General features: G+C 56.1%; 1 protein-coding gene. It reads left to right on the plus strand.

Features of this window, described 5'->3' with window-relative positions; translation table 11 throughout:
* Positions 1-25476, plus strand: a complete 25476-nt coding sequence (locus tag B6A39_RS18890; RefSeq protein ID WP_156886208.1) for a two-partner secretion domain-containing protein — start codon at positions 1-3, stop codon at positions 25474-25476.
* Positions 25477-25514: the final 38 nt, after the last annotated feature.

Below are 25514 nucleotides of genomic sequence, written 5' to 3' on the forward strand. Positions count from 1 at the left end.
ATGAATAAAAAACTCTACCGACTCGTCTTTAATGCCTCGCGCGGTTGTCTTGTCGCGGTATCAGAAAGTGCTCTGCGAAAAAACAAGAGCTCTGGACGGAGGCAGGGCGCCGGTATGGGGAGTTCCGCAATTGTGGTGCTGCGTTTGGCCGCTACTTTCGCCTTGGGGTTAAGTACTTTGAGTAGCGCTTTGGTTCAGGCGCAAATCATGCCTGATTCTGCCGCACCGGGCAACCAACGCCCTACGGTGCTAAGCACCTCTAATGATGTGCCGTTGGTCAATATTCAAACCCCAAGTGCTGCTGGTGTAAGTCGTAATACATACGAACAATTTGACGTGGGTGCGCCAGGAGCCGTACTCAATAACAGCCGCACTGATGTGCAGACCCAACTTGGGGGGTGGGTGCAGGGAAATCCGTGGCTGGCCAAAGGTGAGGCGCACATCATTCTCAACGAAGTTAACAGCAATAACCCTAGTCAGCTCAAAGGGTTTATTGAAATCGGTGGGCAGCGTGCCGAAGTCATCATTGCCAACCCTGCCGGAATTGAGGTGGATGGTGCAGGTTTCATTAATGCTAGCCGTGCCACTCTCACCACGGGTACCCCCTCAATGAACGGAGGTAGCCTCGAAAGTTATCGCGTGCTGCGCGGTACTGTTCGTATCAATGGTAAAGGCCTTGATGCCAGTCTGACTGACTATACTGGCATCCTAGCGCGTGCCATTGAAGTCAATGCTAGCATTCATGCGCAAGAGTTGGACTTAGTGACGGGTGAGAATAATATTGATGCTAGTAGCCCAAACAATATTCAGCCAAGCTCTGGCACTGGTGCTGCGCCAGCCTTTGCACTGGATGTGGGTGAGTTAGGAGGTATGTACGCTGGACAAATTCGGCTAGTAGGAACTGAAGCGGGAGTAGGTGTCCGTCATCATGGGACTATGGCTGCTAGCGCAGGCAATATTCAAATCGACACCAATGGTCAACTGAGTTCAACCGGGACTATCCAAGCAGATCAAGGTGATATTGCTATCCGTACCGCGCAAGACCAAAGCTACAGTGGAAGCTTGCTAGCCGGAGAAAACCTGACGCTGCATAGTGGCGGCAATCACCAGAATGAATACAGTGATAGCAAACTCGGTACCATTGAAAACAGCGGGGTTCTACGTGCTGGCCAAGAAGCTAATTTGCGTGCGGTCGATTTAAATAATAGCGGCCGGGTAGACGCTCAGCGGCTAGATATAGAGGTAGATAACCTCAGCAATAGTGGTGACTTGTGGCAAAGTGGTGCCCAGAGCCTTAGTGTCCAAGCCACCAGTCTGGTCAACGAGCAAGATGGGTTTCTAGGGCGTGTGGCATTACCTACACCAGCCCCTCAGGCTCCGGAATCTTCTGTACAAGTCCCAAGTGGCGATGAAACAAACAGTTCTCAAGTCTCTGATAGCCTGGTTATATCTTCGCAACCCAATCCGGACTCTAAGCAAGCTTCAGCTCCGCTTGCATTAGGGACGGTGAAAGTTGGTGATCGCTTGGAAAATTATGCAGATGGGACTCTAGCTGCAAAGGGTGATCTTTACGTAAGTACAGGTCAAACATTTAGCAATGCTGGTCACGTTCGCGCTCAAAGCGTGCAGGCTAGCGGCGACTGGTTTGAAAATTCTGCTGGCACCCTGCAGGTTGATCATCTCAGTGTTGGAGTAGACACCGTACACCTAAGCGGCGGTGCGGTGTCGGCTGATACCTCCACGCTCAGAAGCAAAAAGCACATCCAGGAGTCGGAAGCACAGCTTTATTCACATGGTGAGCTCCGCTTGAATTCTCAGCGTCTGAGCAATGCCGGTGAAATTCAGTCTGACGGCACGTCTCATATTGCTATAGCCAACAGTCTAACCAACACCGGCACCATTGCGGCGTCCGATGATCTAATCATCGATGCTGTCCGTATTGATAGTAGTGGCACTCTGGCGGCCGGCTTGAGCAGTAATGGAAATCTCAAACCGTTTGATGCTAATGGTGCTGCACTTCGCGTTACCACGACTAATGACCTGATCGCCACCGGTACTAATTTGGCTGCAGGCACTCTGACCCTTAACGGCGACAATGTCGATCTGAGTGAGAGTCAGACCAGTGCTTTTGATACGCATATCACTGCCCGTGGTGATATCGACACTTGGCAAGCCAGTGTCGTCACCCAGGAAAACTTATTGCTCCATACTGACGGTGCGCTCGACAATACCAAGGGCACCCTGTCCAGCCAGCAAGGCGACCTGAGTGTCCAGGCACTTAGCCTGAGTAACGAGCAGGGTGAGTTATTGGCTGATAAAGACCTGTCGATTGCTCTAAGAGACACCCTAAGCAACACTGATGGCGCCATCTACGCTGGCAAAAACGCCACTCTAGACACCACTGCGCTGACCAATACCGGCACCATCACGGCAGCTGATGATTTGACTATTGATGCCGACAGCGTTGATAGCAGTGGCACTCTGGCCGCTGGTCTGAATAGCGATGGCAGTCTAAAACCGTTTGATGCTAACGGTGCTGAACTGCGCGTCACCGCCACTGGAGGACTAAGCACCTCCGGCACTAACTTGGCTGCTGGCGCGTTGACCTTTAATGGTGACCATGTTGACCTCAGCGATAGCCAGACCAGCGCTTATCGCGCTGATATTGCGGCGCGTGGTGATCTGGCGACTTGGCAGGCCAACATTGTTGCTCAAGAGAGTTTATCGCTCCAGTCGGGCGGTGCTCTGGATAACACTGATGGCACCTTGTCCAGTGAGCAAGGTGATCTAAGTGTCCAGGTGTTGAGCCTTAAAAACACCGACGGCACCATCTACGCGGGTGGAAACGTCACCCTAGATACCGGCACACTCACCAACTCAGGCACTATTGCTGCAGCCGATGACGTGACAATTAGTGCTGCCAATGTGCACAGCAGCGGCACTCTAGCAGCTGGCCTGAACCAAGATGGCACCCTGAAGGCATTCGCCATCGGCGGCAGGGTTCTCGACGTAACGACCGCCGGCGATCTAACCGCTACAGGTACCAACCTAGCGTCGGGTAATTTGACGCTGGATGGTGGCAATGTCGATCTGAGTGAGAGCCAGACCAGTGCTTTTGATACGCATATCACTGCCCGTGGTGATATCGACACCTGGCAAGCCAATGTCGTTACCCAGGAAAACTTAACCCTGCAGGCTGAAGGTGCGATTGATAACACGGCAGGTACTTTGTCCAGCCAGCAAGGCGACCTGAGCGTACAAGCGTTGAGTCTGAACAACGAACAGGGCGAGCTGCTGGCAAGTGATGCCTTAGAGGTGGCTCTTAGCGAATCCCTCAGCAACACCGACGGCACCGTCTATGCAGGCGGCAGTGCCTCCCTCGATGTCAGTATGCTTACTAATACTGGTACTGTTGCTGCAGCGGATGACCTGGCTATTGATGCTGCCAGCGTTACTAGCAGCGGCACCTTGGCCGCTGGTCTGAATAGCGATGGCAGCCTCAACACGTTTGACGCGAATGGTGCCGGACTGCGTGTTACCACCAGTGGTGATTTGAGTGCTACCGGCACTAACTTGGCTGCAGGTACGCTTACTCTGGACGGTGAGGCTGTCGATCTGAGTGAGAGCCAGACCAGCGCCTATCGCTCTGGTATTGTGGCGCGTGGTGATCTGGCGAGTGGGCAAGCCAATGTGGTTGCCCAGAACGACCTATCGCTACAGTCTGGCGGTACACTGGATAACACTGAGGGTACTTTGTCCAGTGAAGACGGTGATCTAAGAGTGCAGGCGCTGAGTCTGAACAACGATCAGGGTGAGCTGTTAGCAGGCAACAGTCTTGAGGCCACTCTTAGCGACACGCTTAACAACACCGATGGTACCGTCTATGCAGGTGGAAATGTCACCCTCGATACCGGCACACTCACCAACTCTGGCACTATTGCTGCAGCCGATGACGTGACGATTAGTGCTGCCAACGTGCTCAGCAGCGGCACTCTAGCGGCTGGCCTGAACCAAGATGGCACCCTGAAGGCATTCGCCAACGACGGCGGGGTTCTCGACGTAACGACCGCCGGCGATCTAACCGCTACCGGTACTAACCTCGCGTCGGGTAATTTGACGCTGAATGGTGAGACTGTCGATCTGAGTGAGAGCCAGACCAGTGCCTTTGATACGCGTATCACCGCCCGTGGTGATATCGACACCTGGCAAGCCAATGTTGTGACTCAGGAAAACTTAACCCTGCAGGCCGAAGGCGCGATTGATAACACGGCAGGTACTTTGTCCAGCCAGCAAGGCGACCTGAGCGTACAAGCGTTGAGTCTGAACAACGAACAGGGCGAGCTGCTGGCAAGTGATGCCTTAGAGGTGGCTCTTAGCGAATCCCTCAGCAACACCGACGGCACCGTCTATGCAGGTGGCAATGCCTCCCTCGATGTCGGTGAGCTTACCAACACTGGTACTGTTGCCGCTGCTGATAATGTGACCATTAACGCCGCCAGCATCGATAGCACGGGCACGTTGGCAGCTGGCTTGAACAGCGAAGACGGCACCTTAAAAGCATTTGCCGAAGACGGTAGCGCCCTTAGCATCATCACTGATGGTGATCTCAGCGCCACTGGTACGAATATTGCGTCAGGCCGCCTGACCTTAGACGGCGACTATGTCGATCTGAGTAAGAGCCAGACCAGCGCCTACCGCGCTGATATTACGGCTCGAGGTGATTTGGCGAGCGGGCAAGCCAACATCGTCACTCAAGAGAGCTTATCACTCCAGTCAGGCGGTGCCCTGGATAACACTGAGGGTACCTTGTCCAGTGAACACGGTGACCTAAGTGTGCAGGTGTTGAGCCTCAACAACACTGATGGCACTGTCTATGCGGGTGGCAATACCACCCTCGAAGCAGCGGAGACCATTGATAACCGCCGAGGCACGCTATACAGCGAACAGGGCGATTTGAGTCTGCAGGCGATCAGCCTGGCTAATACAGAAGGCACTGTCTACGCAGGTGGCAACGCCGCCTTGGATACTGATGCACTGACCAATACTGGCACCATTGCCGCCGCTGATAATCTAGCTATCGACGCTGCCAGCGTCGATAGCAGCGGCACCTTGGCCGCTGGCCTGAGTAGCGATGGCAGCCTCAACACGTTTGACGCGAATGGTGCCGCACTGCGTGTTACCACCAGTGGTGATTTGAGTGCTACCGGCACTAACTTGGCTGCAGGTACGCTTACTCTGGACGGTGAGACTGTCGATCTGAGTGAGAGCCAGACCAGTGCCTTTGATACGCGTATCACCGCCCGTGGCGATATCGACACCTGGCAAGCCAATGTTGTGACTCAGGAAAATTTAACCCTGCAGGCTGAAGGCGCGATTGATAACACGGCAGGTACTTTGTCCAGCCAGCAAGGCGACCTGAGCGTACAAGCGTTGAGTCTGAACAACGAACAGGGCGAGCTGCTGGCAAGTGATGCCTTAGAGGTGGCTCTTAGCGAATCCCTCAGCAATACCGACGGCACCGTCTATGCAGGCGGCAATGCCTCCCTCGATGTCAGTGTGCTTACTAATACTGGTACTGTTGCCGCAGCGGATGACCTGACTGTTGATGCCACCAGCGTTACTAGCAGCGGCACCCTAGCGGCAGGTCTGAGTAGCGATGGCAGCCTTGGCACGTTTGACGCGGATGGTGCTGCACTGCGTGTTACCACCAGCGGTGACCTGAGCGCTACCGGCACCAACTTAGCTGCGGGATCGCTGACCCTAGACGGCGACCATGTCGATCTGAGTAAGAGCCAGACCAGCGCCTACCGCGCTGATATTACGGCTCGAGGTGATTTGGCGAGCGGGCAAGCCAACATCGTCACTCAAGAGAGCTTATCACTCCAGTCAGGCGGTGCCCTGGATAACACTGAGGGTACCTTGTCCAGTGAACACGGTGACCTAAGTGTGCAGGTGTTGAGCCTCAACAACACTGATGGCACTGTCTATGCGGGTGGCAATACCACCCTCGAAGCAGCGGAGACCATTGATAACCGCCGAGGCACGCTATACAGCGAACAGGGCGATTTGAGTCTGCAGGCGATCAGCCTGGCTAATACAGAAGGCACTGTCTACGCAGGTGGCAACGCCGCCTTGGATACTGATGCACTGACCAATACTGGCACCATTGCCGCCGCTGATAATCTAGCTATCGACGCTGCCAGCGTCGATAGCAGCGGCACCTTGGCCGCTGGTCTGAGTAGCGATGGCAGCCTCAACACGTTTGACGCGAATGGTGCCGCACTGCGTGTTACCACCAGTGGTGATTTGAGTGCTACCGGCACTAACTTGGCTGCAGGTACGCTTACTCTGGACGGTGAGACTGTCGATCTGAGTGAGAGCCAGACCAGTGCCTTTGATACGCGTATCACCGCCCGTGGCGATATCGACACCTGGCAAGCCAATGTTGTGACTCAGGAAAATTTAACCCTGCAGGCTGAAGGCGCGATTGATAACACGGCAGGTACTTTGTCCAGCCAGCAAGGCGACCTGAGCGTACAAGCGTTGAGTCTGAACAACGAACAGGGCGAGCTGCTGGCAAGTGATGCCTTAGAGGTGGCTCTTAGCGAATCCCTCAGCAATACCGACGGCACCGTCTATGCAGGCGGCAATGCCTCCCTCGATGTCAGTGTGCTTACTAATACTGGTACTGTTGCCGCAGCGGATGACCTGACTGTTGATGCCACCAGCGTTACTAGCAGCGGCACCCTAGCGGCAGGTCTGAGTAGCGATGGCAGCCTTGGCACGTTTGACGCGGATGGTGCTGCACTGCGTGTTACCACCAGCGGTGACCTGAGCGCTACCGGCACCAACTTAGCTGCGGGATCGCTGACCCTAGACGGTGACCATGTCGATCTGAGTGAGAGTCAGACCAGCGCTTTTAATGCTCATATCATTGCAAGAAACGCGCTAGGTACTGGCAGTGCCACTGTTGTTACTCAGGAAAACTTATCACTCCATGTCGCTGGCGTGCTTAACAATGCCGAAGGTACCTTGTTTAGCCAGCAAGGTGACTTGAGTGTTCAAGCGTTCAGCCTGAACAATGACCAGGGTGAGTTATTGGCCGGTAATGACCTTGAGGCCATCAGCAAAACCCTCAGCAACACCGACGGCACCGTCTATGCCGGTGGTAACGCCACTCTCGATACTGGTGCGCTGACTAACACCGGCACCATTGCGGCGGCTGATAACCTGACTATTGATTCCGCCAGCGTTACCAGTAGCGGCACTCTGGCGGCGGGCCTGAATAGCGATGGCAGCCTCAACACGTTTGACGCGAATGGTGCCGCACTGCGTGTTACCACCAGTGGTGATTTGAGTGCTACCGGCACTAACTTGGCTGCAGGTACGCTTACTCTGGACGGTGAGACTGTCGATCTGAGTGAGAGCCAGACCAGTGCCTTTGATACGCGTATCACCGCCCGTGGTGATATCGACACCTGGCAAGCCAATGTTGTGACTCAGGAAAACTTAACCCTGCAGGCTGAAGGCGCGATTGATAACACGGCAGGTACTTTGTCCAGCCAAGTGGGCAGCCTAAGTGTTCAGGCACTTAGTCTGACAAACGAGCAGGGTACGCTGTTAGCGGGGAACGACTTGTCGGTTGCCCTTAGCGAATCCCTCAGCAACACCGACGGCACCGTCTATGCAGGTGGCAATGCCTCCCTCGATGTCGGTGAGCTTACCAACACTGGTACTGTTGCCGCTGCTGATAATGTGACCATTAACGCCGCCAGCATCGATAGCACGGGCACGTTGGCAGCTGGCTTGAACAGCGAAGACGGCACCTTAAAAGCATTTGCCGAAGACGGTAGCGCCCTTAGCATCATCACTGATGGTGATCTCAGCGCCACTGGTACGAATATTGCGTCAGGCCGCCTGACCTTAGACGGCGACTATGTCGATCTGAGTAAGAGCCAGACCAGCGCCTACCGCGCTGATATTACGGCTCGAGGTGATTTGGCGAGCGGGCAAGCCAACATCGTCACTCAAGAGAGCTTATCACTCCAGTCAGGCGGTGCCCTGGATAACACTGAGGGTACCTTGTCCAGTGAACACGGTGACCTAAGTGTGCAGGTGTTGAGCCTCAACAACACTGATGGCACTGTCTATGCGGGTGGCAATACCACCCTCGAAGCAGCGGAGACCATTGATAACCGCCGAGGCACGCTATACAGCGAACAGGGCGATTTGAGTCTGCAGGCGATCAGCCTGGCTAATACAGAAGGCACTGTCTACGCAGGTGGCAACGCCGCCTTGGATACTGATGCACTGACCAATACTGGCACCATTGCCGCCGCTGATAATCTAGCTATCGACGCTGCCAGCGTCGATAGCAGCGGCACCTTGGCCGCTGGTCTGAGTAGCGATGGCAGCCTCAACACGTTTGACGCGAATGGTGCCGCACTGCGTGTTACCACCAGTGGTGATTTGAGTGCTACCGGCACTAACTTGGCTGCAGGTACGCTTACTCTGGACGGTGAGACTGTCGATCTGAGTGAGAGCCAGACCAGTGCCTTTGATACGCGTATCACCGCCCGTGGCGATATCGACACCTGGCAAGCCAATGTTGTGACTCAGGAAAATTTAACCCTGCAGGCTGAAGGCGCGATTGATAACACGGCAGGTACTTTGTCCAGCCAGCAAGGCGACCTGAGCGTACAAGCGTTGAGTCTGAACAACGAACAGGGCGAGCTGCTGGCAAGTGATGCCTTAGAGGTGGCTCTTAGCGAATCCCTCAGCAATACCGACGGCACCGTCTATGCAGGCGGCAATGCCTCCCTCGATGTCAGTGTGCTTACTAATACTGGTACTGTTGCCGCAGCGGATGACCTGACTGTTGATGCCACCAGCGTTACTAGCAGCGGCACCCTAGCGGCAGGTCTGAGTAGCGATGGCAGCCTTGGCACGTTTGACGCGGATGGTGCTGCACTGCGTGTTACCACCAGCGGTGACCTGAGCGCTACCGGCACCAACTTAGCTGCGGGATCGCTGACCCTAGACGGCGACCATGTCGATCTGAGTAAGAGCCAGACCAGCGCCTACCGCGCTGATATTACGGCTCGAGGTGATTTGGCGAGCGGGCAAGCCAACATCGTCACTCAAGAGAGCTTATCACTCCAGTCAGGCGGTGCCTTGGATAACACTGAGGGTACCTTGTCCAGTGAACACGGTGACCTAAGTGTGCAGGTGTTGAGCCTCAACAACACTGATGGCACTGTCTATGCGGGTGGCAATACCACCCTCGAAGCAGCGGAGGCCATTGATAACCGCCGAGGCACGCTATACAGCGAACAGGGCGATTTGAGTCTGCAGGCGATCAGCCTGGCTAATACAGAAGGCACTGTCTACGCAGGTGGCAACGCCGCCTTGGATACTGATGCACTGACCAATACTGGCACCATTGCCGCCGCTGATAATCTAGCTATCGACGCTGCCAGCGTCGATAGCAGCGGCACCTTGGCCGCTGGTCTGAGTAGCGATGGCAGCCTCAACACGTTTGACGCGAATGGTGCCGCACTGCGTGTTACCACCAGTGGTGATTTGAGTGCTACCGGCACTAACTTGGCTGCAGGTACGCTTACTCTGGACGGTGAGAATGTCGATCTGAGTGAGAGCCAGACCAGCGCTCACAGTGCTGAGATTGCCGCCCAGAGCAAACTCGACACCTGGCAAGCCAATGTTGTGACTCAGGAAAACTTAACCCTGCAGGCTGAAGGCGCGATTGATAACACTGAAGGGACCCTGTCCAGTCAGCAAGGCGACCTGAGCGTACAAGCGTTGAGTCTGAACAACGAACAGGGCGAGCTGCTGGCAAGTAATGCCTTAGAGGTGGCTCTTAGCGAATCCCTCAGCAACACCGACGGCACCGTCTATGCAGGCGGCAATGCCTCCCTCGATGTCGGTGAGCTTACCAACACCGGTACTGTTGTTGCTGCTGATAATGTGACCATTAACGCCACCAGCGTTACTAGCAGCGGCACCCTAGCGGCAGGTCTGAGTAGCGATGGCAGCCTCGGCACGTTTGACGCGGATGGTGCTGCACTGCGTGTCACCACCAGTGGTGATTTGAGTGCTACTGGCACTAACTTGGCAGCGGGCTCGCTGACCCTAGACGGCGACCATGTCGATCTGAGTAAGAGCCAGACCAGTGCCTACCGCGCTGATATTACGGCTCGAGGTGATTTGGCGAGCGGGCAAGCCAACATCGTCACTCAAGAGAGCTTATCACTCCAGTCAGGCGGTGCCCTGGATAACACTGAGGGTACCTTGTCCAGTGAACACGGTGATCTAAGTGTGCAGGTGTTGAGCCTCAACAACACTGATGGCACTGTCTATGCGGGTGGCAATACCACCCTCGAAGTAACGGAGGCCATTGATAACCGCCGAGGCACGCTATACAGCGAACAGGGCGATTTGAGTCTGCAGGCGATCAGCCTGGCTAATACAGAAGGCACTGTCTACGCAGGTGGCAACGCCGCCTTGGACACTGAAGCACTGACCAATACTGGCACCATTGCCGCCGCTGATAATCTAGCTATCGACGCCGCCAGCGTCGATAGCAGCGGCACCTTGGCCGCTGGTCTGAATAGCGATGGCAGCCTCAATACGTTTGACGAAAATGGCGCTGAACTAAGAGTTACCACCACTGGTGAGCTAACGGCCAACGGCACTAACCTAGCGTCGGGTAACTTGACGCTTGACGGTGACAACGTTGACCTGAGTGAGAGCCAGACCAGTGCCTTTGATACGCGTATCACCGCCCGTGGTGATATCGACACCTGGCAAGCCAATGTTGTGACTCAGGAAAACTTAACCCTGCAGGCTGAAGGCGCGATTGATAACACTGAAGGGACCCTGTCCAGTCAGCAAGGCGACCTGAGCGTACAAGCGTTGAGTCTGAACAACGAACAGGGCGAGCTGCTGGCAAGTGATGCCTTAGAGGTGGCTCTTAGCGAATCCCTCAGCAACACCGACGGCACCGTCTATGCAGGCGGCAATGCCTCCCTCGATGTCGGTGAGCTTACCAACACTGGTACTGTTGCCGCTGCTGATAATGTGACCATTAACGCCGCCAGCGTTACTAGCAGCGGCACCCTAGCGGCAGGTCTGAGTAGCGATGGCAGCCTCGGCACGTTTGACGCGGATGGTGCTGCACTGCGTGTCACCACCAGTGGTGATTTGAGTGCTACTGGCACTAACTTGGCAGCGGGCTCGCTGACCCTAGACGGCGACCATGTCGATCTGAGTAAGAGCCAGACCAGTGCCTACCGCGCTGATATTACGGCTCGAGGTGATTTGGCGAGCGGGCAAGCCAACATCGTCACTCAAGAGAGCTTATCACTCCAGTCAGGCGGTGCCCTGGATAACACTGAGGGTACCTTGTCCAGTGAACACGGTGATCTAAGTGTGCAGGTGTTGAGCCTCAACAACACTGATGGCACTGTCTATGCGGGTGGCAATACCACCCTCGAAGTAACGGAGGCCATTGATAACCGCCGAGGCACGCTATACAGCGAACAGGGCGATTTGAGTCTGCAGGCAATCAGCCTGGCTAATACAGAAGGTACTGTCTACGCAGGTGGCAACGCCGCCTTGGATACTGAAGCACTGACCAATACTGGCACTATTGCCGCCGCTGATAATCTAGCTATCGACGCCACCAGCGTCGATAGCAGCGGCACCTTGGCCGCTGGTCTGAAAAGCGATGGCAGCCTCAATACGTTTGACGAAAATGGCGCTGAACTAAGAGTTACCACCACTGGTGAGCTAACGGCCAACGGCACTAACCTAGCGTCGGGTAACTTGACGCTTGACGGTGACAACGTTGACCTGAGTGAGAGCCAGACCAGTGCCTTTGATACGCGTATCACCGCCCGTGGTGATATCGACACCTGGCAAGCCAATGTTGTGACTCAGGAAAACTTAACCCTGCAGGCTGAAGGCGCGATTGATAACACTGAAGGGACCCTGTCCAGTCAGCAAGGCGACCTGAGCGTACAAGCGTTGAGTCTGAACAACGAACAGGGCGAGCTGCTGGCAAGTGATGCCTTAGAGGTGGCTCTTAGCGAATCCCTCAGCAACACCGACGGCACCGTCTATGCAGGCGGCAATGCCTCCCTCGATGTCGGTGAGCTTACCAACACTGGTACTGTTGCCGCTGCTGATAATGTGACCATTAACGCCGCCAGCGTTACTAGCAGCGGCACCCTAGCGGCAGGTCTGAGTAGCGATGGCAGCCTCGGCACGTTTGACGCGGATGGTGCTGCACTGCGTGTCACCACCAGTGGTGATTTGAGTGCTACTGGCACTAACTTGGCAGCGGGCTCGCTGACCCTAGACGGCGACCATGTCGATCTGAGTAAGAGCCAGACCAGTGCCTACCGCGCTGATATTACGGCTCGAGGTGATTTGGCGAGCGGGCAAGCCAACATCGTCACTCAAGAGAGCTTATCACTCCAGTCAGGCGGTGCCCTGGATAACACTGAGGGTACCTTGTCCAGTGAACACGGTGATCTAAGTGTGCAGGTGTTGAGCCTCAACAACACTGATGGCACTGTCTATGCGGGTGGCAATACCACCCTTGAAGTAACGGAGGCCATTGATAACCGCCGAGGCACGCTATACAGCGAACAGGGCGATTTGAGTCTGCAGGCAATCAGCCTGGCTAATACAGAAGGTACTGTCTACGCAGGTGGCAACGCCGCCTTGGATACTGAAGCACTGACCAATACTGGCACTATTGCCGCCGCTGATAATCTAGCTATCGACGCCACCAGCGTCGATAGCAGCGGCACCTTGGCCGCTGGTCTGAAAAGCGATGGCAGCCTCAACACGTTTGACGCGGATGGTGCTGCACTGCGTGTCACCACCAGTGGTGATTTGAGTGCTACCGGCACTAACTTGGCTGCAGGTACGCTTACCCTGGACGGTGAGAATGTCGATCTGAGTGAGAGCCAGACCAGTGCCTTTGATACGCGTATCACCGCCCGTGGTGATATCGACACCTGGCAAGCCAATGTTGTGGCTCAGGAAAACTTAACCCTACAGGCTGAAGGCGCGATTGATAACACTGAAGGGACCCTGTCCAGTCAGCAAGGCGACCTGAGCGTACAAGCGTTGAGTCTGAACAACGAACAGGGCGAGCTGCTGGCAAGTGATGCCTTAGAGGTGGCTCTTAGCGAATCCCTCAGCAACACCGACGGCACCGTCTATGCAGGCGGCAATGCCTCTCTTGATGTCGGTGAGCTTACCAACACTGGTACTGTTGCTGCTGCTGATAATGTGACCATTAACGCCACCAGCGTTACTAGCAGCGGCACTCTGGCGGCAGGTCTGAGTAGCGATGGCAGCCTCGGCACGTTTGACGCGGATGGTGCTGCACTGCGTGTCACCACCAGTGGTGATTTGAGTGCTACCGGCACTAACTTGGCAGCGGGATCGCTGATTCTGACCGGGGGCCATGTTGACTTGAGCGAGAGCCAGACCAGTGCCTTTGATACGCGTATCACCGCCCGTGGTGATATCGACACCGGGCAAGCTAATGTTGTGGCTCAGAAAAACTTAACCCTGCAGGCTGAAGGCGCGATTGATAACACGGCAGGTACCTTGTCCAGCCAAGTGGGCGACCTAAGTGTTCAAGCACTTAGCCTGAGTAACGAACAGGGTGAGTTATTGGCCGGTAATGACCTTGAGGCCATCAGCAAAACCCTCAGCAATACCGACGGCACCGTCTACGCAAATGGCAATGCCAACTTGTATGCCGACGTACTGGCCAACACCGGCACCATCGCGGCGGCCGATAACCTGATTATTGATGCTGGCAGCGTTACCAGTAGTGGCACTCTGGCGGCGGGCCTGAATAGCGATGGCAGTCTCAACACGTTTGACGAAAATGGCGCTGAACTAAGAGTTACCGCTACTGGTGAGCTAACGGCCAACGGCACTAACCTAGCGTCGGGTAGCTTGACGCTTGACGGTGAGAATGTCGATCTGAGTGAGAGCCAGATCAGCGCTCACAGCGCTGACATTGCCGCCCAGGGCAAACTCGGCACTTGGCAGGCCAACATAGTTACCCAGGAAGATTTGTCGCTACAAGCTAACGGCGCGCTGGATAACACCGCAGGTACCTTGTCCAGCCAAGGGGGTGACCTAAGTATTCAGGCACTTAGTCTGATAAACGAGCAGGGTACGCTGTTAGCGGGGAATGACGTGTCGGTTACCCTTAGCGAAGCCCTCAGCAACACAGACGGCACCGTTTACGCCGGTGGTAACGCCATTCTCGATACTGGTGCGCTGACTAACACCGGTACTATCGCGGCGGCCGATAACTTGGCTATCGATGCTGTCAGCGTTGCGAGCAGCGGCACTCTGGCGGCGGGCCTGAATAGCGATGGCAGTCTCAACACGCTTGACGCGGATGGTGCTGCACTGCGTGTCACCACCAGCGGTGACCTGAGTGCTAACGGCAACAACCTAGCGGCGGGCTCTCTGACTTTGGGTGGTGATAATGTCGATCTGAGTGAGAGCCAGACCAGCGCTTTTAATGCTCATATCATTGCAAGAAACGCGCTAGGTACTGGCAATGCCACTGTTGTTACTCAGGAAAACTTATCACTCCATGTCGCTGGCGTGCTTAACAATGCCGAAGGTACCTTGTCTAGCCAGCAAGGTGACTTGAGTGTTCAAGCGTTCAGCCTGAACAATGACCAGGGTGAGTTATTGGCCGGTAATGACCTTGAGGCCATCAGCAAAACCCTCAGCAACACCGACGGCACCGTCTATGCCGGTGGTAACGCCACTCTCGATACTGGTGCGCTGACTAACACCGGCACCATTGCGGCGGCTGATAACCTGACTATTGATTCCGCCAGCGTTACCAGTAGCGGCACCTTGGCCGCTGGTCTGAATAGCGATGGCAGCCTCAACACGTTTGACGCGAATGGTGCCGTACTGCGTGTTACCACCAGTGGTGATTTGAGTGCTACCGGCACTAACTTGGCTGCAGGTACGCTTACTCTGGACGGTGAGACTGTCGATCTGAGTGAGAGCCAGACCAGTGCCTTTGATACGCGTATCACCGCCCGTGGTGATATCGACACCTGGCAAGCCAATGTTGTGACTCAGGAAAACTTAACCCTGCAGGCTGAAGGCGCGATTGATAACACGGCAGGTACTTTGTCCAGCCAGCAAGGCGACCTGAGCGTACAAGCGTTGAGTCTGAACAACGAACAGGGCGAGCTGCTGGCAAGTGATGCCTTAGAGGTGGCTCTTAGCGAATCCCTCAGCAACACCGGCGGCACCGTCTATGCAGGCGGCAATGCTTCCCTCGATGTCAGTGTGCTTACTAATACTGGTACTGTTGCCGCAGCGGATGACCTGGCTATTGATGCTGCCAGCATTACTAGCAGCGGCACCCTAGCGGCAGGTCTGAATAGCGATGGAAGTCTCGACACGTTTGATGCTAATGGTGCTGCACTGCGTGTTACCACCAGCGGTGACCTGAGCGCTACCGGCACCAACTTAGCTGCGGGATCGCTGACCCTAGACGGTGACCATGTCGATCTGAGTGAGAGCCAGACCAGCGCTTTTAATGCTCATATCATTGCAAGAAACGCGCTAGGTACTGGCAATGCCACTGTTGTTACTCAGGAAAACTTATCACTCCATGTCGCTGGCGTGCTTAACAATGCCGAAGGTACCTTGTCTAGCCAGCAAGGTGACTTGAGTGTTCAAGCGTTCAGCCTGAACAATGACCAGGGTGAGTTATTGGCCGGTAATGACCTTGAGGCCATCAGCAAAACCCTCAGCAACACCGACGGCACCGTCTATGCCGGTGGTAACGCCACTCTCGATACTGGTGCGCTGACTAACACCGGCACCATTGCGGCGGCTGATAACCTGACTATTGATTCCGCCAGCGTTACCAGTAGCGGCACTCTGGCGGCGGGCCTGAATAGCGATGGCAGCCTCAACACGTTTGACGCGAATGGTGCCGCACTGCGTGTTACCACCAGTGGTGATTTGAGTGCTACCGGCACTAACTTGGCTTCAGGCACGCTGATTCTAAACGGCGATAATGTTGATCTAAGCGATAGTCAAACCAGCGCTTACCGCGCAATATTTGCCGCCCAGGGCGATCTCGATATACGAGCAGCCGCTATCGTCACTCAGGATAGCTTATCGCTTCATACCGCCGGCGCGTTGGATAACACTGAGGGAACGTTGTCGAGCCAAGCCGGTGACCTGAGTGTCAAAGCGCTAAGCTTGAACAACGAAAAGGGCAGCCTGTTGGCAGGAAATGACCTCAAGGTCAGCCTTAGTGAAGCCCTGATTAACACAAACGGCTCCGTCTATGCTGGGGGGAACGCTACTCTAGATACCGGTGCATTGGTCAATACAGGTACTATCGCCACGGTAGATGACCTGACTATTGATGCTACTAGTGTGGACAGCAGTGGATCTCTGGCTGCTGGTCTGAACCAAGACGGCACTCTGAAAACGTTCGCCGACGGTAGCGGTGCGCTCAACATAACGACGATAAATGATATAGCGGCCACTGGCATCAACCTAGCTGCAGGTAACTTGACGCTGAAAGGTGACAACGTTGACCTGAGTGAGAGTCGGACCAGCGCTTACAGTGCTGACATTGCCGCCCGTGGTGATCTTGACACCTGGGAAGCCAACATCGTCAGCCAGGAGAGCTTATCGCTCTATGCCGACGGTGCACTCGACAATACCAAGGGCACCCTGTTCAGTCATCAGGGCGACCTGAATGCCCAGGCGCGTAGCCTGAACAACGAACAGGCTACGCTGTTGGCGGGGAATGACGTGTCGCTTGCCCTTAGCGAAGCCCTAAGCAACGCCGACGGCACCGTCTACGCCGGTGGCAATGCCACTCTCGACGTCAATGCGCTGACGAACACCGGCACCATTGCGGCGGCCGATAACCTGACTATTGATGCTGGCAGCGTTGCGAGCAGCGGCACTCTGGCGGCGGGCCTGAAGAGCGATGGCAGCCTCAACACGTTTGACGCGAATGGTGCTGAACTGCGTGTCACCACCAGCGGTGATCTGAGCGCTACCGGCACTAACTTGGCAGCGGGCTCGCTGATCTTGGGCGGTGACCATGTTGACCTGAGCGAGAGCCAGACCAGCGCCTACCGCACGACCGTTACTGCCCGTGGTGATTTGACGAGTGGGAAAGCCAATGTCGTTACCCAGGAAAATTTAACCCTACAGGCTAAAGGCGCGTTGGATAACACAGCAGGTACCTTGTCCAGCCAAGCCGGTGACCTTAGCGTTAAAGCGCTGAGTCTAAACAACGAACAGGGCAGCCTGTTGGCAGATAATAATTTGGTGGTCCTCGGCGAAGCCCTAAACAACACTGACGGCACTATTTACGCAGGCGGCAATGCCTCCCTCGATGTCGATGTGCTTACCAATGCCGGTACCGTTGCCGCTGCCAATGACCTGACTATTGATGCTACCAGCGTGGACAGCACTGGCACCTTGGCTGCTGGCCTGAACAGCGATGGCAATCTCGCTGCATTTGATACTAACGGTGCTGAGCTACGCATCACCGCCACCGATCATTTTAGTGCTACAGGGAACAACTTGGCGGCGGGCCACCTGACTCTGGAAAGTGGCAATGTCAATCTGAGCAATAGCCAGACCAGCGCCAACAGTGCGGCCATTGCCGCGCGTGGTGAACTACGTACTGACAATGCCGCGCTCATTTCCCATAGCGATATCGATATTGATGCTCAGAACCTGAATAACATGGGGGGCACTGTGTATGCAGGCAACAATGCCACTTTAGATGCCGGTGTGCTCACCAACACTGGCACTATCGCAGGGGCCGATAATCTCATCATCGACGCCAATAGTATTGAAAGTAGTGGCACCCTGGCCGCTGGTATGAACCAAGATGGAACCCTAAAAGAGCCTGCCCAAGGAAGCGGTGTACTCAGCGTCATCGCCATCGGGGACTTGAGTTCCTCTGGCACCAACTTGGCGGCGGGACGCCTGACGCTTGATGGTAACAATATTGATCTGAGCGGCAGCCAGACCAGTGCCTACAATGCCGACATCGTTGCCCGTGGCGACCTCACCACTTGGCAGGCTAATGTCGTCACTGAAGAAGAGTTGTCGCTTCGTGCCGCCGGTGCGATTGACAATAAAGACGGTGTCTTGGCTTCCAAGGCGGGTAGCCTAATGATCAATACCCACGGCGTGACAAATACCGGCGGCCTGATGGTAGCAGCCACCGAACTGGGTATCGAGGCCAATAGCGACAATATTAACAATATCAGTGGTGACATCCTGTCCCAAGGTGACATGAGCCTGTCGACCCACGCCGACATTCTCAACACGGGTGGTATCGTTCAGTCCAATGCGGCTATCAGCCTGAGTGCTAACACCGTCAACAACCGTCAGACCGGCGAAGATACCCAGGGTATTGTAGGTGATGACGTGCAGATCACTGCCAGCTTCGTCGACAATACCGAAGGACAGGTGCTAGCTGGGCGCGATCTGACCATCACTGCCGACAGGTTCATCAACAATACGCATGGTAAAATCAACGCTCAGCGTCATCTTAATCTGCAAGATGGTGTGCCCGGTTCAGACACCCTCCCTGGTGAGCGCAACCTAGTTATCAGCAATGCGGGGGGCGAGATTGTTGCTAATAATGACATCGCCCCAGCGGCTGCCTCTATCACTATTACTGCTAAGACGCTGGGTCTGGATGGAACCATGGAAAGCGGCGGTGATATGTCGTTGGATCTAGTGGGCGACCTCAACACCGCCGCTGATCAGCAAGTGCGCACGGAAGGCGTCTTGAGTTTACGATTACATGGCGAACCCAATGGTAACACCTTTAATAATGCTGGAAAGTGGGAGGGCGGGCGCGGTCTCGCTATACACGCCGATGAGATTCGTAACCAGGCTAGTGGCGAATTACGTAGCAGGGGTGTCACCGCACTAGACGCCGTACAAACAACCAATCGAGGCTTAATCGATGGGGCTGATACGCGAATCAACAGCCACAAGGTCGACAACGTAGGTACTGGGCGTCTCTATGGTGACCATATTGCCATTGCCGCCAATCACCTTAGCAATCGTGAAGAAACGGTGGGTGGCCAGACGAAAGCTGCCACGATTGCCGCCCGAGAGCGGCTGGATGTTGGCGCCCAGCATATTACCAACCGTGAGGGTGCGCTGATTTTTAGCGGCGGCGATATGGCCATCGGTGGCTCACTCTTCTCTAACTATCAGGCCGTGGCAGACGGCACTGGCAATGCAGCAACGCTCAACAACAACAGCGCCACCATTGAAAGCTTAGGAGACATGGTGCTGGCGGCCGACACGCTACGCAATACCAATGAGCATTTTGCGATCACTGAGGAGTATCTTGGTGAGACTACGTTAACGTTGATTCAGCCAGAGGGCTGGGGCACGGAGTTGATCATTGCTGAGAACGAGCAAGTTTTGAGGCCGCTTCATGGCTGGAGAACGCAGCTTGACAACGGGGTGACGCTCGTTTGGCATGATGGAGATAAAAGGCCAGAAACGCTATATTCTGAGTATTACCAAGGGAAGGATTTCTCGGGCTACTACGCCTATTACGACGGATCTGAACCAGACATAATTCGTAGTTGGACGCAGTACTGGGTTGACCGAAAAGAGTATGAAAGCAAGGTCGTCTCTAGCGCCCCCAGCCAGATTATGGCGGGAGGAAACCTCGGCCTGAGAGGACAACACATACTCAACGATAAAAGCCGTATTATCGTTGGTCGAACTCTGTACGGGGATACGGGTAACCTGGAAAACAGGGAGGCCTTGGGAGAAAGACGTGTAAGTAACGAAGGCACAGCACGAAAAACTAATCCTTCTGGAGCATCGTTTAGTGGCCCAGACGGAAGTGGAGGCATCCACTATACAAGACGTCACTGGCACGCTCCAACGAGTTACAACCCGCCTGATGAAGTCACGACCATCAACCTAGGCGTTGGTGAGATAAGACAAAACACAGCCGTTTCAGGTACCGGTGTTAGCATTGGTGGTAAAGCTGACCTTGGCACTGCTAGCGGCGTCAGCACCGGCAGCACAGATGCCACCGGTTCCGCACTGGCGGATCAAAACGCCAGTCACGATACACAGGAGGTGGCTAAGGCGAGTAATAGCACCAACGCCGTGAACACGGAAACCCATGGGGTTAGCGAAACAACGTTCAGTGCCAACCGCTCAGGCGATGCGACCAACAGCACCAGCGCGGTAAGTACGGATGCCCGCGAGGTGACTGATACATCGTTTAAGGCTAACCACTCAGGCAGCGTGGTGAATAGCGCCGACAGCGTGAACACGGAAACTCATGGGACAAGCGAAACATCCTTCAGTGCCAATAGCCCTGGTAGTGTGCACAGCGCTAATGGAGTGGACACGGATGCTCATGGTGTGACGGGAGCATCGTTTAGTGCCAACAACTCAGGTAACGTGACCAACAGCGCCAATGTCGTAAATACAGAAACTCATCGGGTGAGCGAAGCAGCGTTCAGCGCGAATGAAGCTGGCAACGCTGCCAGTAGTGTCAACGCTGTGAACACAGAGGCCTATGGGGCGACTGGCACGTCGTTCAGTGCCAACGATTCTGGCAACGCCGCCAGCAGTGCCAACGCTGTGAACACGGAAACCCATGGCGCGGCTGGCACACCGTTCAGTGCCAACAAGCCAGGCAATGCCACCAACAGTGCCAATGTGGTGAATACGGATGCTCATGGGCAGACCGAGGCATTGTTTAGTGCTAACAGACCGAGCAATGTCACCAACAGCGCCAATGCGGTGAATACGGATGCTCATGGACAGACAGACACATCGTTTAGTGCCAATAGCTCAGGTGACGCAACCCGGCGCGCCAATGCAGTGAATACGGAAACCCACGGAGCCGCTGGTACTTCGTTCAGTGCCAACAGCCCCGGTGATATAACCCACAGCGCTAATGCGGTGAATACGGATGCTCATGGGCAGACGAGAGCATCGTTTAGTGCCAATGGCTCAGGTGACGCAACTCGTCGCACCAATGCAGTGAACACGGAAACCCACGGAGCCGCTGGTACTTCGTTCAGTGCCAACAGCTCGGGCAACGTCACCAATAGCACTAATGCGGTGAATACGGATGTCCATGGAGCGACTGAAGCATCTTTTAGTACCAACACTAATAGTGCGACCCATAGCACCAATAGCATCAATACAGATACCCACGAGACCAACAGCGCCTCGTTAACTGTCCCGTCTTCCAGTAGCACTACCCAAGGCAGCGCCGCGCTCCCCACCGGCAACGCCCCAGTCTATCACACCAGCGCAAGCGAAGGGGCGCAAGCGACAGCAGGCTTGGGAACGCCATCCGCGCCTGCTGTCTTGCTGCCGACCAGCAGCCTCTTCACCATAGATCCTGGTAGTAACGCGCGTTACCTGGTGGCGACGGACCCCAACTTTACTGATCACCGCCAGTGGCTTTCCAGTGACTATCTACTTTCAGCGTTGGCCTACGATCCGGTTCATGCACAAAAACGCCTGGGTGACGGCTTTTACGAGCAAAAGCTCATTCGTGATCAAATCGCCGCGCTCACCGGCTACCGCTTCCTGGGCGATTACCGCAGCGATGATGCACAATACGCGGCGCTGATGAACGCGGGGGCGACCTTTGCGCATGAACACAAGCTGCGCCCCGGCATTGCGTTGTCAGCGTCGCAAACCGCCCAGCTCACCAACGATATCGTCTGGCTAGTCACACAAACCGTACAGCTACCCGATGGCTCTACCGCCACCGCCCTGATGCCCAAGGTCTATCTGGCCCCGCGCCAGGGTGATCTAGCCGCCAATGGCGAGCTGTTGGGTGGCCATAATGGCACGCTGATCAGCGCCCGTGATATCGACCTGGCCCTGAGTGGCGACCTCAACAACAGCGGCACCATTGCCGGGCGCAACCTGGTGGATATCAGCGCCCAGAACCTCACCAACAGCGGCCGCATTCAAGGCGATATCGCGTTAATTGATGCCCGTCAGGACATCACTATCGACGGTGGCAGCATTGCCGCCAATACTGGCATGGCGTTGCAGGCGGGCGGGGATATCAACATCGCCAGTACGCTCCACAGCGCCACCAACGAGGTCGATGGTAATACCTTCAGCCTGCAAGGCATTGACCGGATGGCCGGGCTTTATGTCAACGGCGAGGCGGGCAACCTGCTGGCCAGCGCGGGCGGTGCGATTAACCTCACCGCTGCCGAACTACACAACATTGGCAGTGGCGTGACTCAGCTCACTGCAGGTAGCGATATCAACCTGGACACATTGGAAGTTGGCCAACGCCACGCCCTTAACTGGGATGCCAACAACTACCATCACCAGAGCCACAGCGAAGAGATTGGCAGCGTGATCACCGGCGGCGGGGCGGTGAGCCTCACCGCTGGGCAAGACATTAACCTGCGTGCCGCCACTATTGACGCCCAGGGTGCCCTGGCCCTGAACGCCATTGGCGGTGATATCACCCTGGAAGCGGGCCAGCGAACGGATAGCCTGGCTGAAGGCCGCCAAACCCGCAGTAGCGGCCTGTTCTCCAGCCGCACCCGCACCACCCGCACGAGCAGCATCAACACTCAGGCACTAGCCAGCGAGCTAGGCGGCCAGACGGTCACTATGACCAGCGGTCAAGATATCCACCTCAGCGGTGCCAACGTCCTGGCCGACCAGGATCTAGGGATTCATGCTGGGGGCAGCCTCACCCTGGATGCCGCCCAAAACACTCTGAGCGACAGCCACTTCAGCGATAGCCGCAAGAGTGGCCTGTTCAGCGGTGGGTTTGGCATTAACATCGGCAGCCAGCGGCAGATGACCGATGCCACCAATACTGCCACCTTCGTTGCCCCCACCACCGTGGGCAGCATTGGCGGCAACGTTACCCTCACCGCAGGCGACACCTACACCCAGATCGGTTCTGACGTGCTGGCCCCCAGCGGCGATATCCTGATTGGTGCCAACACGGTCAACATCCTCGAAGGCCGAGAGACCCGTAGCAGCCAGACCGAACAGCGCTTCAAACAAAGCGGGCTAAGTCTCTCCCTCAGCAGCCCCGTGATAGACACCGCCCAACGCCTCGAGGGCCAGTTCCAGGCCGCTGGCGACACCCAGAGCCCGCGGATGCAAGCCCTGGCGGCGGCCAATAGCGCCCTGGCGGTGAAGGATATTCAGCAACAGCTGCAAAACGGCAACACCACCGACCTCAGCCTCAACATCAGCCTGGGCTCCAGCCAAAGCCGCAGCAACAGCGAAGCGAGCAGCAACACCGCCCTGAGCTCGACGATCACTGCCGGTGGCGACCTCGCCATTCACGCGCTCGGCCAAGGAGACGGCGAAGGCAACATCACCGTACAAGGCAGCCAGCTGGACGCGGGCAACCAGCTTCAGCTCAACGCCGCCCAGGATATCCACCTGCTGGCCAGCGCCGATGCCGTCTCCCAGCGCGACAGCCACAACAGCAGCAGTGGCAGCATTGGGCTGGGCATCGGCACGAATGGCATTGCCCTCAACCTGGACGCCAGCCGCGCCAAGGGCCACGGCAACGGTGACAGTACCTTCTTCAACAACACCCAGCTCAGCGCCGGTAATCAGGTCATCCTCACCAGCGGCGGCGACACCACCCTGCAAGGTGCCGTGGTCAGCGCCCCGCAAATCAGCACCCACATCGGCGGCGATCTGACCATTGAAAGCCTGCAAGACACCGCCACCCACAACGAACGCCACCAAAGCAGTGGCGGAAGTCTCAGCATACCGCTGATCGGCGTAGGGCAGGTCACCGCCAGCCTCAACGCCAGCCGCACTAAGCTCAACAGCGACTTCCAAAGCGTCAATGAGCAAAGCGGCCTGCGCGCTGGCGACGGCGGCTTCCAGGTCAACGTCGGCGGCACCACCAAACTCACCGGCGGTGCCATCACCAGCACACAAACCGCCATTGACAACGACCGCAACCGCTTCACCACCGCCGGGCAAACCGCCAGCGAAGCAATAGAAAGTGGCGCACTCACGTTAACCGACCTTGCCAACAACGCCACCTATGAAGCGGAAAGCACCAGCGTTGGCCTCAGCAGTGGTGACAAGGGTACCGGTGAAAGCAGCACCGGCCTCTCCGGCATCGGCACCGGCCGCGACGACGGCGACGCCAGCAGCACCACCGAATCCGCCATCAGCGGCCTGGCAGGCAACCAAGACGCCCGCACCGGCGACGCAGACACCGGCATTGCACCGATCTTCGATGCAGAAAGCGTCAGAAAAGACGTCCAGGCCCAGGCCGAGATTACGCAAGAGTTTGGGTCACGGGCGAGCAAGTTAGTGGGCGACACCGCCCAGGCCAAGCTCGAAGAAGCGCAGATCAAACGCCTGCAAGCCCAACAGGCTCAGGCCGCGGGTGACACAGAACGTGCCAACCAACTCAACGCCCAGGCTGATCAACTGCAAAGCGACTGGGGTGACAACGGCACCCAACGCCTCGCCGCCCACACCGCCATCGGCGCACTGACCGGCGGAACTCAAGGTGCCACGGGGGCCGCCGTGGGTACCCTCAGCGCCCCGGCCATCGCGAGTGCCCTGAAAAACGCCGGCCTCGACGACACCCTCACCGACGGCCTCACGGCACTGGCCAGCACCGCTGCCGGTGCAGCTACGGGCGGCACCCAAGGCGGCGCGGCGGCGTTTAATGAGGTGGTGAATAATTATCTGACCAACCGTGCCATTAACCAGGAGCTGGAGCGATTAACTTCGGAGGACTCGGCACTGGATCCAGAACTAAAACGCCAACTGGTTGAGCATCAGCTATTGAATGGCCTGCAGGAAAACGCGCCGTTGGATGACTGCCGCGTAGTTGGCAGTGACTGCAGCCCACAACTGGATGAGATAACGGCAACGTTCGAGCTGTTGCAAGATCCCAATACACGGGAACAGCTTGGCGGTGATCTCACCGATGCCCTCATCGAGCGTCAATTGAATGATCTAGTCGCCACCCTAGAAAGTGTTGACTGGTCACAAGACCCGGACACCATCGCCCGCGCTGAATGGATAGGCCAGCGTGTGCGCAACATTATTGATATATGTGCTGTGTTTCCAACAGGGGCAGCCTGCCGAGGGGTGTCTCTGGGAATGACTGGCTCGGATGTGACTGAGAAGGTATTAGATGGAGATGGTAGTGGAGCGTTGATACAAGCTACAGCAGCAGCTGCTAACCCGGTTGTTGGAAAGGCAGTCTCAGGAAGTGCCGAAAAAACTGGCGTGTACTCCGAGGAGTTCCTTGAATGGATGAGGAATATTTATGGAGCTGGCACCGAGAAAATCATTCAGTGGATATATGACGAAACGCAGTCCGCGCCTGATACAGACGACGAGTAATACCGCGATGGTAAAACGAGTTAGTCAACACCGGGGTG

This window comes from Halomonas sp. GT (genome assembly GCF_002082565.1).
Lineage (GTDB): Bacteria > Pseudomonadota > Gammaproteobacteria > Pseudomonadales > Halomonadaceae > Vreelandella.